The following is a 12,806-nucleotide window of genomic DNA, read 5'->3' as shown; positions in this document are numbered from 1 at the left end:
AAAAAACGCCACTGTGAAAAAGTGGCGTTTTGACTCTGGCGTTGGTGTCTGTCCAGCCGCTTAACCGAGTTGGGATTTCACCATTCGGCTGACTTGCGCCATATCTGCGCGGCCTTGCACCTGTGGTTTGAGGATGCCCATAACGTTACCCATGTCCTGCACAGAGGCAGCACCGGATTGTGCAATGGCATCAGCAACGAGCTGGCTCAGCTCATCTTCGCTCAGAGCCGTTGGCAGAAATTCGCTGAGCACGTCAATTTCGAATTGCTCAACTGCTGCCAACTCATCGCGACCTGCTGCCGTATATTGGGCAAGAGAGTCACGACGTTGTTTGGTCATTTTGTCGAGAATAACCAGAACACGGGCGTCATCAACATCAATACGCTCGTCCACCTCGACCCGTTTGAACTCGGCGGTCAGCATGCGTAACGCACCCAGACGATCTTTTTGCTTGGCGCGCATGGCATCTTTTACTGCCGCTTTTACCTGTTCAACCAGAGTACTCATGGTGGCTCCTATGGTTATTCAGAACAAAATCAGTAGAGACGAACCAGCTTACGTGATTCGCGCTGTACTTTCTTCAAATGACGCTTGACTGCTGCAGCTGCCTGGCGCTTGCGGATCCAGGTTGGCTTTTCGTAGTGTTCGCGACGACGTACTTCAGACAGTACACCGGCCTTTTCACAGGCACGCTTGAAGCGACGCAGTGCTACGTCGAATGGCTCGTTTTCTTTAACTTTTACAGCTGGCATCCAATCACCTACGTTTTAGCTGAATTCTTTGGTCGAGGCCGATGATTCAGGATATTCCTGCATGGACCCCAGTTAGAGGGCGGGCATTCTAATGTTTTTTACAGTGGAATGCAAAGCCTTGACGGTCTGTTTGGTTGGCTTTCGATCGACTGGGCCGTATTATGGGCGGCTTGTTGGCCGCTGCAAGGTGTTCTTGAGGCTGGTCGATCAAAATCAGGAGCAGGTAAATGAATGTGTTGAAGGGTTTGGCGTGATTGTATTGGGTCTGGAGACGTCTTGCGATGAAACCGGTATCGCCGTCTATGATACCCGGCACGGGTTGATGGCGCATCGACTGTATTCCCAGATAGCAGTACATGCCGAATATGGTGGTGTGGTGCCGGAACTGGCGTCGCGTGACCATGTCCGCAAGACCATGCCGCTGATTCACGAAGCACTGGCAGAAGCTGGCATCACGGTGAGCGATCTCGACGGCATTGCTTATACCTCCGGGCCAGGTCTGGTTGGTGCTCTGCTGGTCGGTGCCTGTTTTGGGCGCAGTCTGGCCTGGGCCTTGGGTAAACCTGCGATTGGTGTACATCATATGGAAGGCCATTTGTTGGCTCCAATGCTGGAAGACAACCCGCCGCCGTTTCCATTTGTTGCTCTGCTGGTGTCGGGTGGTCATACCCAGCTGGTACAGGTCGATGGCATTGGTCGGTATACCTTGTTGGGTGAATCACTCGATGATGCTGCTGGTGAAGCCTTTGACAAGGCCGCAAAAATGATGGGTTTGTCATACCCTGGCGGCCCGGCACTGAGCAAACTGGCAACAACCGGAGACGACAAGCGATTTGCGTTTCCGCGACCGATGACAGACCGTCCGGGGCTGGATTTCAGCTTTAGCGGTCTGAAAACCTTTACTCGTACCAAAATTCTGGCATTGGCGGTGGATGGCGTGCTGGCCGATACCGACAAGGCCGATATTGCTGCCGGGTTTCAGGCGGCAGTGGTGGATACCTTGTCGCTGAAGTGCAAGCGAGCGATGCAACAAACCGGTATCAAACGCCTGATTATAGCCGGTGGTGTTGGGGCGAATGTACGTTTGCGTGAACAGCTGCGAGTGACTGCGGAAGCGATGGGCGGGGCGGTGTATTATCCCCGGCCAGAATTTTGCACCGATAACGGTGCCATGATTGCTTACGCCGGAGCACAGCGGTTGGCCGCTGGTCAATGTTCGGATCTGGCAGTGGCGGTGGTGCCGCGCTGGCCATTGGTGGATTTGCCTGCGGTCGCACATTCCGTTGGTGCGGAGGCGGTGGATGGATAAGGTCTTTATTGATGGTCTCAAGGTGGATGCGGTCATTGGTGTGTATGAATGGGAAAAACAGGTGCGCCAACCGCTGGTGTTTGATCTGGAGATGGCCTGGGATATTCGCCAGGCGGCCGCAACCGATGATCTGACTTTCGCGTTGAACTATCAGGCGGTGACGGAATACATTGAGCGTTTTGTGCAGCAGCAGCATTTTCAGTTGCTGGAATCGCTGCTGGAACGCTTGTCTGCTGGGCTATTGCAGGAATTCGGTATGCCCTGGTTGTCTATTCGGGTGGAAAAACCGGCCGTTGTTCCGCAAGCGCGGGCGGTGGGGCTTAAAATCGAACGTGGGGTATTCTAGTTGGCCATTGTCTATTTGGGGGTTGGCTCCAATCAGCAAGCCGAGCGTAATATCACCGATGGCCTTCGAGTCTTGAGCGCCAAGCTGCAGCTGGAGAAAATTTCTCCCTGGTATCGTTCTCCGGCGATGGGATTCGATGGTCCGGCGTTTATCAACCTGGTGGTCAAGGTCTCGACCGATTTATCCTTGCCGCAGTTGGGCCGCGTACTGAAACAGCTGGAGCTGGATTTTGGCCGGGCACCGGATGCGGTGAAGTTTTCATCGCGCACGCTGGATGTCGATGTGTTGCTGTATGACGATCTGGTCGGTCAGTACGAAGGACATTCCCTGCCACGGGGGGATATCCGGCGTTGTGCGTTTGTGTTGCGGCCATTGCTGGATATTGAACCTGAACTGAGTTGCCCATCGAGTCTCCAGCGCTTTGACAGTTTCTGGCCAGCCCTGGCCTCACAGCCACTTGAGCAGATAGTCCCTCCCGCTGATTTTCAAGTGGCGTATTGCAAACAGCAACCTGCTTGAATCTCCGGTCAGCAGACCTGAGCTGCTTTCCAGCTTCCCAGGCAGGCCTTTCTGGCCTCTGCCAATGCCGGACGAATCTCGGCGCCGGTTATGCCATTGACCATTACGTCTTTCGCCGTGATGGTCAGGGCTTGTTGGAGCGCTTGCTGCAGGTATTCCACTTGCGGGTAGTCACATTGTTCAAACCCGGTTCTGCCTCTGGAATCCGCTTTGGCGACCAGCAGGAGCTGTTCAAACCGTTCCGGCCTGCGCCACACGTCCACGCCATCCAATAACTTCAATAAGGTTTCCGGCCGCAGCTCCTGTGCCCGATGTACATGGGTGTGCCACTGGCTGGCCAGTACCGACAGTTCGGCAGCGTCTTTGGGTGCTTTCAGGCGCTTGGCGAGTTGTTTGGCAGGCTGGACACCCCGTGCTTCATGAGCGATATGGCGGGGCCATTCTTCCGGCGGCGTGAGTGCCTTGCCGAGATCGTGAGTCAGTGCTGCCCAGCGGACTGCTACCTGGTCAGACAGCGGGACGCTGGCGCTTAACGACATCAGGGCATGTACGCCGCAGTCGATTTCTGGATGGTGTTGTGGCGGCTGAGGAACACCGAACAGGGCGTCAATTTCTGCGAACCAGACTTTCAGCGCGCCGCAGTCGCGCAGTACCTGGAAGTAGGTGGCAGGCTGCTTTTCCTGCAGGGCACGCTGGGTTTCTTGCCAGACCCGTTCTGGTACCAGGTGATCAAGCTCTCCGGCATTCACCATATCGCGCATCAATGTTTGTGTTTCGTCCGCCACCGTGAAACCAAGCGGGGCCAGACGAGCAGCAAAGCGGGCTACGCGTAATACCCGCAGCGGGTCTTCCATAAAGGCCGGTGATACGTGGCGCAGCAGGCGGTTGTACAGATCCTGTTGACCACCGTAGGGATCGACCAGACTGCCGTCATCCCGTTGCGCCATGGCGTTGATGGTGAGGTCACGGCGTAGCAGGTCTTGTTCCAGCGTAATGTCGGGGCTGAAGCGGCACTCGAAGCCTTGATAGCCTTTGCCAGACTTGCGTTCGGTACGCGCCAGGGCGTATTCCTCGTGAGTTTGAGGGTGCAGGAAGACCGGGAAGTCTGCGCCAACCTGTTCGTAGCCGAGATCAACTAACTGCTGTGGTGTTGCGCCTGTCACGACCCAGTCCCGATCCTTGACCGGAATACCCAACAGTGCGTCGCGGACGGCACCGCCGACCAGATAAGATTGCATGGTGATTGTTATCCTGAAAGCGTGCGGAAGCCTGATTTGCCAGATCGGAAGCATAAAAAACGCCAGCGGGCTTGTCACCCGCTGGCGTTTTAATCGTGCACCTGAGGTTTCCTGCTGGAAACGCCAGGGCGTGTATCAGAAGTAAAAACCGGTTTCCAGTGCGACACCGGCTTCTTTTTCGACATCGTTAGGGTTAGCCATGGCGGCGATGTCGATATGTAATCCAAATGGCGAGAAGCCGAAACCGATTGAGGCGACTTCAGCATCAGATACACTCAGATTGGTGCGGTAACCGGCACGTAGCTGCAGGGTATCAAAGACATCAAATTCTGCACCAATGGCGGCGTATTGGGTCGGGTTTTCCCAGGCAATCGGGTCGTTTTCCGTGAGGTCAACGTCGATGGCGACGGTTGTCCAGTCGCCATTAAAGGCCAGACCCGCGCGGTATTGCGGCTTCAGTGAAATTTCCGGGCCGTCCTGATAGGTGGTCACAACCGCACCACGAACTTCGGCGGGTTTGGTTTCGTAGGTTTTGCTGATCAGGTTTTTACCGACCAGACCAAATACCCATTTGTTGGTGGAGCCAAAGCGGAACGAAGCGCCAAGGTCGACGTTAAACTGGTTAAAGGTTTCGGAGGAATCTTCGAGATCCTGCTCATCAATATCACCATCGTAGTCGGCTTCAGTGACGTAGTGGAGAGTGATGACGCGTTGCAATTTTGGCGTAATACCAATGGCGATTTTTTTCTCCCAGAAGCTGAATTCACGGGAAAAGGAAACACCGAGATCAGAGACCGCAACACCAACCAGCTCCAGACGGGAGTTCAAGTCGGCGTCTTCAGCTTCAGAGCTCAGTTGCCCATCTTCGATAATGCTGATGTCACCCGATGCGGTAGTGATGGTGTCCGACGTATAGTTGCTGGTGGACTGAGCCTGATCGGTAATGGCTGTTAACTGGGCTTCGGTCACATCACCGTTTTCTGCGCCATCCAGCAAGGTATCAAAGTCGGTCGTCAGCGTTTGGGCATCGCTGGCGTAACCGTTGGCGGCATCAGCGTACCCATTGATCAGGTTGTTATCTTCCGGACTGAAGTAGGCCCGGCCAGAAAAGGTAACGTTACCAGAAAGACTGATGGCGGCGGCAAAGCGTTTGCCCGGAAAGGCGATTGCCGCTGAAGCACCCAGGCGACCGCTGAGCGGGTTGCCTGAAACCGAGTTCAGGTCGCTGGTCAGTTGATCCGTCAGGTTGTCGACGTCGTTGATATCCGCAGTCACTGTGGTCAGGGCGGTTTGCAAATCGGCATTTTTGGCGCGCAGATTGGCGATGGTGGCATCGACATTGTTAACGTCCGTAGCCGACAGGCCGTTCAGAGCGTCATATAAAGCCTGGGAAGCCTGATCCAGCGCTTCGATGTGCTTGTCGAAGTTGTCGCTTTCCGCGTTATCAAACAGGGCTTCAAATTCCGGTATCAAATCATCGTTCATATCGACAAAGGTGTCGTACATTTCCGCTTCATCGGCTACTGAAATACCAAACTGTGGAATCAGAATGGCAAAATCATCATCGTGTTCTGCCTGCGACAGCAGCGACGGGTTGTAGGATGGCGCATGGGCGCGCTGGGCGCTGGCAACACCGGTGTTACCCATCGCCAGGCCGCGGGCATCCATCGGCAAAAAAGGAGTCGCCTGGACACTGGCGGCCCCCAGTGTGGCAATCGTTACGGCAAGCAGTGAACGTTTTGTCATAGTCCTGATCCTGAATCCATGTTGTTGATCTGATTGGTCGTATTGGCACCATTCCCTGGACAGGTCTGCACTGCCTTTGCGCTCAAGGCGACCGGTGGTTGCACCAGGTGCATTGCAGGGGTGTGGCCATCGCGTGGGGCTGGTGTTTCTGGGCTAGCAACAAAGTTCCATAATCTTAGCTATTTTTTTTTTGTCTTGCACGGTCATTGCTTAAAGAATAATCACCGCAGGCTGCGGTTGTCTTGAATTGCGGGCAAGCTGCCCGCGCTCCGGGTTAGTGATAGTGATAGTGATAGTGAGATTAAAATGACCTATCAGTCAGCGTAGTGAACGTCGCTGGTGATTGAGCAGTAATCTTCGATGGCGGTTTTGTAACGGAGATAGGTGTCATGCTCGTTATTTAACGTCAGTAACCCTGATGCTGCTATATCGCTGCAGTGGGTGTTGGTAGAAACCAGTTCTGCGAGTGCAGTCACTGCGGCAGCGGCCTGAATCTGGCTGGTTCCGGTGTCGAGTATGTCGCCCATGGTGACGGTCAGGCTGTCTTGTTGGGTCACGCCGTCGTTATCTTTCCAGCGAATCTGCAGGGTAATTTCATCGCTGCTGGCAAATTCTGTATCGGCGGAGAAGGCTTCAAAGAAAAACTGTTCGCTGTTGTAGGAGTAGTTGATGGTCTGGATGGCGTCGGCGTCGGTGGAAGATTCTTCAGCTGCCGATACCCTGTGCTCCCAGTTTTGTGGGTAGTCGAGCATAAACAGCACGTCTCGTACGGCGACATCGACAAAGCGCATAAAACCGTCGCCAAACAGGCGGCTGGCGTCTGCCGGTGTCACCATGGCGGAGTAGGTGCCTTTACCGGCGTCGGTCAGTTCATCCAGAAAATCGGAGTCGAAGTCCGCGCCAATCCCAATGCCGGAAAAATAGATGCCTTCCTGATCATTGAGGGTCAGGTTGTTAGCAATGACATCGACATTGGTTTCACCGGTATTGGCGTAGGCGTCGGTCAGCATGATGACGCGGTTGTCCTTGCTGGCATCGAAGGTTCGTAAGGCAACGCGGTAGGCTTGTTGAATACCGGCATCCAGATTGGTGCTGCCATTGGCCACCAGTTGGTCGAAGTAGTTGGCGAGTGCTGCGGTATTGACAGTATCTGAGCCTGAGTCCAGGTCGTAGTGCCAGCCTTCGAGCAGGGTGCTGGCAGCGGTATTGAATTCGACCAGATTCACGACATCGCCGGCCTTGAGGCTGAAACGCAGTTTATCGAGGCCGTATTTCACCAGCTCGATACGGGTATCGAGGCCATCAATGGTTTCATATGTACCGTTGTAGAAAGGGCTGTCCATGGAGCCGGAGGTGTCGACCAGGAGGGTTAACACCAGATTGTCACGCGCGTCTTTGGTCAGGCTTGGGCCTTGTATATCAATACCGAGGGCGGTGAAATACGCGTGCTCCGAGTTGACCATCAACTCGCTGGCAGTGGTGTTGTAGGCACCGATAGAGACCTCAAATGGTCCCACCGTCTGGCTGTTGAAGGCACCAAAGGTTTCTGCATTGAGGTATTCGTAAGCCCGACCCCAGTTGGCCAGCGGTGTCTGGCCCTGGTCGAGGTAAAAGAGCGTCAGATCACGGGAAGCGGTGCTGGCGGAGTCGTCATAAGAAAAATAGAAGTAACTCAGATCCGTGGTGTCGATTTCGGAGGTTGGTTCATCGGGCAAAGAGGTTTCTGCCAAACTGTCTTCGGTAGCGCTGCCAATTTGCGGGGACGAGGTTAATGAACTGTCACTCTGTTCGTCGCTACCGCAAGCGGCCAGTAGCAGGCTTGTTAATAACAATGCTCTCCAGTGGTGTACTGGAGTCTGGTGGCGAGCTCGGGTCTGGTGGTTATGGATCATGGCGAAAGTCCTTTTGTGGTAAAGAGCCGTAAAAGAGTCTTGTTAGAAAGAGGACGGCAGACTCCGTCAGCAACCTGGGTCTGCCGTTGATGTGCTTGCGGTCGCTGGTTTAGTCTGGCGGCTTATTGTGCAGTCCAATCCGTGACTGAGCCGGAGGTTACCTCGCCGTTGTTAACCAGATGCAGGCCATCGGCTTGTAATGGCACTCGGGTGTATTGATAGCTGTACCAGTAGTTGGCGTAGCTTTCGTCGTTGGGTTCGAGGTAGTTGGTGTTGAGTATTTCGGTGAGGGTTTGGGTGCTGGTGTTGATGTCGGCGATATAGATCTTGTCGCCTAGCCATTGATAGCCGTTGTTTTCGTCGTAATGAGACCAGGTAAACGCCAAGCGCACCCCACTGTCGGTCGCCAGAAAGCTGGCGGCGTGGTGATCCTGGAGAATGTCGGCGCTGGAGCCGCGCCCACCCAGTCGGGTGCTACTGATCGCCGTCGGGTTGGCAGCATCCGAGGTATTAAACAAGGTGAGTTTCAGGCCTGCTGTGCGACCGCTGCTGTCGGCGTCCTGGCCAATGCCCAGTAGCAGTGAGTCGGACAGCGGATGCAGGTAGGCCGAGAACCCGGTGATCTCCAGTTCGCCTTCCACGAAGGGATCACTGGCATCACTGAGATTCAGCACGTACAGCGGGTCGGTTTGCTGAAAAGTCACCACATAAGCGCGGTCACCGCGATAACGCACCGCTTTGACGTCTTCTCCCGGTTTGCCAATCACGGTGGTGCGGCTGGCGTTGGGTAGCTGTGAGATCAGATCCAGAGTGCCATCGCTGGCGGGGGTGACGATAAACAGGCGGTGTTGCCAGTCGCTGCTTTCCATCAGATCGGTGCTGTTGGCGGCGACAGCCGTGGTGCTGGAGCTGGACTCCAGGGTGGCAACGTCGTCGATGAGCACGTCTTCCCAGAACCACCAGTTCCAGCTGGAAGTCAGAATACGCAGGTTGCCGTCTTGTTCGCTAAGGCGGAAGCCGGGCATGCTGCCGTCCAGTGTGCCAGGTACTGTGCCACTGGCTTTCAGCGTCAGACCATCGAGCGTGTACCAGTCGAGGCGGGTGCTATCCCAGTGGCTATTGTCGTAACCCGTCATAATAAACGCGTCGGTTGAGGCGTAGACTCCGGTGATACGACCGCTGTTGCAGCTGGCCTCCCAGTCGGTCGGGTTATTCAGGTTGATTCGCACCAGTGCGACGATGCTGGGATAGCCTCCCTGAGCCAGATCGGGTACGTGACAGTTGCCATCTTCGAACAGGTGTCCGGTTTGTTCACCGTTGATCCAGATCCGTGGTAACAGCTCGCTCAGAGGGGTGTCGAGCACGGTGTGTTGCCAGCTGGCAATCGAGACGTTATCGCCATACTCATTGCTGTTGTCGGGGGGACTGATCGTCGGGGTGAACTTGGTTGCCATATACAGCTGGCCATTTATCACACGGCTGCTGATCAGATAGCCTTCGATACTCAGTTGATAATTCTGGTTTGGCTGAGCGGGTGTACTGAGGTCGAGTACGCGGACATCGGTGCTGTACGACTGCCAGTACCAGGGGTTGTAGTAGCTGTCTGATGCCCGTGTTGTGGCGAGATCGTTGCGGCTGGGGTCGAGCCCTGAGCGGGTCAGTGCAATCAGCCGGTTGTCCTGCAAATACAAACCTTCTACGTCATAAGCTCCCGCCAGCGTGACGCTGCCTTGCAGGCTGCTACTGACCGGGTTGGTGTGGGTGGCCCAACTGAGAATTTTGGGTGCTGTTGTGCCGCTGGGGTCGAGCCAGGCAGGCAGCGGCTGCTGGACGGCATAGAGGTAGCTGCCGTTCTGTTTGACCAGATCGGCTTCGTCGACGCCGCTTTCCTGGGTGTTGGTTACGGAGTAATTCCCACCGGTTGAGTCATCGGCGCTGGTATCTGTGTCGGTTGCTGGTGCCGCGGTGTCGACTTCGGTGCTGGCATTGGTCGACTCTGAATATTGATTGATATAACCGCGTTTGAGGTAGTTTTCCAATGTGGTGGCGTTTTTCAGTTCGGTATCCAGATTCACACCCTTGCTGTCACTATCGCTCTGGCAGGCAGTGAGGATAGCGCTGATCAGCACCGTCGTTGCGATGGTGCGGAAATGGGTTATGACGTCTCTGTCCATGATCGGATGCCTCTGCGGGATCGTTGGTTCGATTATTGTTCAGGTTATATGGGAAAATTTCCCATTTCAATCCGGCAAGATAAATTTCATAAAAGTGTTACATAGCGGACTGGTAGACTGGCGTCCTTGCTCTGTTATTTTTTGAGTCTGTTTTTTGGTGTGTTTTTTGGTGTGTTTTTTGGTGTGTTTTCGGGATGTGTATTTTTGGTGCACTGGTGTGATGTGAATGGTCAGGGACAGCGATACGGGACAACGATATGGGTAGAGTTATCAACGGTTCGGTGAGTCGAGTCGGCATATTCAGCACAGCCAAGCCGGTGAAACAGGCTGGCTTGTACCTGTGTGGATTGCTTGTCGGTATTGTCAGCACCAGCACGGTTGAGGCCCAGTCAGCCCCCTTGCAGGCAACGCTGGGTTATCACACCGGCCTGGCCGATGTGCCGGAGACGGATCAACGCTGGCAGTCCTGGACGCTGACACTGGGAAAAACGCTGCCGGTCGAAGCGCCGCTGGTACGTATTCGTGCCACTCTGGGGGTATTACAATCCGATAGTGCCAGTGGTCTGGCGGATACCTGGGTCTCGATGACCCGGCTGGGGCAACGACGGCATTGGCAGCACTGGTGGGATGTTCGGGCCAAGGTGAAGTTGCCCACCGCCGATGCAGCTGCTGGTCTGGGCACCGGCAGCGTGGACGAAGAGATTGGCCTTCGGGCGCTGGCTCAGTGGGGAGATTGGGTGCCCTGGTACGCTTTGGGTTATCGCTGGCGCGGCGCTAGTGATTACTATGATTTGCAGGATGGTCTGACCTGGGGAGCGGGGCTGGGTCATGCTGGCTGGAACCTGAGCTATCAGGGGCGCACGGGTAGCCGCAGACAAGACCCGAGTCGTCACGTGATGAGTGTCGGACATGGCATGACGCTGTTTGGGCGGCGCTGGTCGCCCTATCTCAGCCTGAATGTCGGTCGTACCTCGCGCTGGGGGACGGGCCTCAGCGCTGTTTTCTGACGGGATGGATGTGGCTATTTAGCAGGCTGTTGATTTTATTCCTGATGTCTACTGGCTTCGGTAAAATGCTCTTTTTCAATGGATTCCCGGACTCCCATGCGTGGCGCTGACATTACTCAAGAGCCTCTGTTCACCACCATCAAACTGGATGAACGGGTTCCACACGATCACCCTTTACGATCCATCAAAACCCTGTTCGATCAGGCGCTCATCCACATCGATTGGAAACTCAGCCTGATCTATTCCGAGCGTGGGCGGGAATCCATTCCTCCGGAGCGTTTATTGAGAGCCTTGCTGCTGCAAATCCTCTTCAGTATTCGCAGCGAACGGCAACTGGTCGAGCAGATTCAGTACACGCTGGTTATCGGCCTGAGCATTGATGATCCGGTCCGGGTTTTAAAAGCACTGCCGGGGGCTCATCATAAAACCGTGGGCGCGGATAAAAACTACGATACCAAGGGGTTTGTGAAGGAATGCAGGAAGCACCGTATCACGCCCCATGTTGCCCGAAATAACAAACGGCCCGGCGGCTCAGCGATCGATGGTCGAACCAGTCATAAAGCGGGTTATGCTGCCAGTCAGATTGTGCGTAAACGGGTCGAAGAACCCTTCGGCTGGGGCAAGACCGTTGGCCACTTACGGCAGTTAAAAGTGAAGGGGCTGGCGAAGGTCAACAGCGCTCTTGAGATGACCATGATGGCCTACAACCTGGTGCGAATGGCAAAGTTACAGGGTCAATCCGTTTGAAGACCGGAAACAGGGTGGAGAATCCTGCTTCCAGCGGAAAAATCACTCAGAAAACAACCAGATAAGCGTGAATTATCGGGTTGAAAAGCTTCTGTCTGCGAAGTGAATAAGAATTTCAACAGCCTGATGCAGATGATGCCGACAGATCACTCCGGTATCCGGGTGCAAACACAAACCGCTGGAAGGAAACAAGAACATCCAGGCCGGTTGACGGAAGGCATTCGGATACTTTCTCCCCAGGGCATCTGGCAACGAGGGGCCAACACCCTGAGTATTATCAATTTTCTGAATTTCTATGGCACTGGCCATCGCTGCTTCAATTTCAGTCTGAAGCGATAAGAAGAGAATTGTCACCCGGTCCTTGTTTCCTTTGCCGCTGTGTACGGTCAGTGCTCGCCGAGAAAAATCGAAATCCTTGATTCTCAGCCGTAAATATTCAGAAAGGCGCAAACCGGAGCCAAATAGCAGCGAAAATATCAGCCGATCCCGATTGTTCATCACGGCAAGAATTCGTCCGACCTCCTGCGATGAGATCACCACAGGCAATTTGGCAGGTTTGTTGGCATGTTGAAAGCCCAGGTCGCCCAGAGGCAATTCCAGATACGTGTTATAGAGAAACGCCAACGCATTCAAGGCCAGCTTCTGAGTATTGACCGAGACATGACGATCATTCGCCAGAAACCCCAGAAACTGCACCACCTCAGCAGCCCCCATCTCTTTGGGATGTCTCCGCTTTTGGTAACGATAAAGAACCGAATCCAGTAAACATAGGTTTTCTCGGTTCGCAGGCTGTAGCCGCGGGTGCGCATAAAGCGGCGAATGTCATTGGAATGTTATTGAGAAAGGGGCTGGAAGTCATTGATCATTCCTTGATCTGATGTGTATGCATATCCAGTATGATTGAAAGTTTGCCCAAATCAATGCGCGCTTTTTCAGAAGCCTTGCGCGCTTTCCCGGACGTTGTTATCGTTGCATTGATACACGGAAATTTGTTGCGCAGGTTTACAGATTAATGCGCAAGGCACAAAGGAGTTAATGCGCATGCTCGCTTTCACAGAATGGACTGATCTGGAAAT

Annotated in this window: 12 protein-coding genes; 5 read left to right on the top strand and 7 right to left on the bottom strand. The window is 54.4% G+C overall.

Annotation, left to right across the window (positions count from 1 at the left end):
- Positions 1 to 60 precede the first annotated feature (60 nt).
- Positions 61 to 507 (bottom strand): GatB/YqeY domain-containing protein, encoded by a 447-nt coding sequence (locus SOJ49_RS15160; protein ID WP_369855335.1) that lies wholly within the window; start codon positions 505 to 507, stop codon positions 61 to 63.
- A gap of 29 nt (positions 508 to 536) precedes the next feature.
- Positions 537 to 752, bottom strand: coding sequence for a 30S ribosomal protein S21 (gene rpsU, locus SOJ49_RS15155; RefSeq protein ID WP_369855334.1), 216 nt, complete (start codon positions 750 to 752; stop codon positions 537 to 539).
- 250 nt (positions 753 to 1,002) lie between these two features.
- Between rpsU and tsaD the strand changes: the two genes are divergently transcribed.
- From tsaD to folK, 3 genes are read left to right on the top strand one after another with little or no spacing between them, the layout of a single operon-like run.
- The gene (gene tsaD, locus SOJ49_RS15150; protein WP_369858079.1) at positions 1,003 to 2,061 is read left to right on the top strand and encodes a tRNA (adenosine(37)-N6)-threonylcarbamoyltransferase complex transferase subunit TsaD; all 1,059 of its coding nucleotides are present in this window, start codon (positions 1,003 to 1,005) and stop codon (positions 2,059 to 2,061) included.
- Complete coding sequence (gene folB, locus SOJ49_RS15145) at positions 2,054 to 2,407, top strand: dihydroneopterin aldolase (protein WP_369855333.1); 354 nt, start codon at positions 2,054 to 2,056, stop codon at positions 2,405 to 2,407. Before tsaD ends, folB begins: the two co-directional genes overlap by 8 nt.
- Positions 2,408 to 2,926, top strand: a complete 519-nt coding sequence (folK, locus tag SOJ49_RS15140; protein WP_369855332.1) for a 2-amino-4-hydroxy-6-hydroxymethyldihydropteridine diphosphokinase — start codon at positions 2,408 to 2,410, stop codon at positions 2,924 to 2,926. It begins immediately after the preceding gene.
- Between the two features lie 8 nt (positions 2,927 to 2,934).
- Here the strand turns inward: folK and SOJ49_RS15135 are convergent, their stop codons facing one another.
- From SOJ49_RS15135 to SOJ49_RS15120, 4 genes are all read right to left on the bottom strand, one after another.
- Entirely contained in the window at positions 2,935 to 4,164 is a 1,230-nt protein-coding gene (locus SOJ49_RS15135) for a multifunctional CCA addition/repair protein (RefSeq protein ID WP_369855331.1), read from the bottom strand.
- Positions 4,165 to 4,299: 135 nt separating this feature from the next.
- On the bottom strand, positions 4,300 to 5,910 hold the full coding sequence (gene traF / locus SOJ49_RS15130; protein WP_369855330.1) for a conjugal transfer protein TraF: 1,611 nt from the start codon (positions 5,908 to 5,910) through the stop codon (positions 4,300 to 4,302).
- A gap of 314 nt (positions 5,911 to 6,224) precedes the next feature.
- The gene (locus SOJ49_RS15125; RefSeq protein WP_369855329.1) at positions 6,225 to 7,802 is read right to left on the bottom strand and encodes a VWA domain-containing protein; all 1,578 of its coding nucleotides are present in this window, start codon (positions 7,800 to 7,802) and stop codon (positions 6,225 to 6,227) included.
- Positions 7,803 to 7,924: 122 nt separating this feature from the next.
- Complete coding sequence (locus SOJ49_RS15120; protein ID WP_369855328.1) at positions 7,925 to 9,976, bottom strand: beta-propeller domain-containing protein; 2,052 nt, start codon at positions 9,974 to 9,976, stop codon at positions 7,925 to 7,927.
- 257 nt (positions 9,977 to 10,233) lie between these two features.
- Here SOJ49_RS15120 and SOJ49_RS15115 point away from each other — a divergent pair, with 257 nt between their 5' ends.
- On the top strand, positions 10,234 to 10,983 hold the full coding sequence (locus tag SOJ49_RS15115; RefSeq protein ID WP_369855327.1) for a transporter: 750 nt from the start codon (positions 10,234 to 10,236) through the stop codon (positions 10,981 to 10,983).
- Positions 10,984 to 11,079: 96 nt separating this feature from the next.
- Positions 11,080 to 11,730 carry a transposase gene (locus tag SOJ49_RS15110; protein ID WP_369855326.1) on the top strand — a complete coding sequence of 217 codons (651 nt, stop codon included), beginning with the start codon at positions 11,080 to 11,082 and terminating at the stop codon, positions 11,728 to 11,730.
- Between the two features lie 72 nt (positions 11,731 to 11,802).
- On the opposite strand, the gene SOJ49_RS15105 is transcribed toward SOJ49_RS15110, so the two are convergent.
- The gene (locus SOJ49_RS15105) at positions 11,803 to 12,444 is read right to left on the bottom strand and encodes a tyrosine-type recombinase/integrase (RefSeq protein ID WP_369855325.1); all 642 of its coding nucleotides are present in this window, start codon (positions 12,442 to 12,444) and stop codon (positions 11,803 to 11,805) included.
- Between the last annotated feature and the right edge of the window lie 362 nt (positions 12,445 to 12,806).

Source organism: Candidatus Thalassolituus haligoni, from assembly GCF_041222825.1.
GTDB lineage: Bacteria > Pseudomonadota > Gammaproteobacteria > Pseudomonadales > Oceanobacteraceae > Oceanobacter > Oceanobacter antarcticus.
This window is presented reverse-complemented; position numbering and strand designations above follow the sequence as displayed.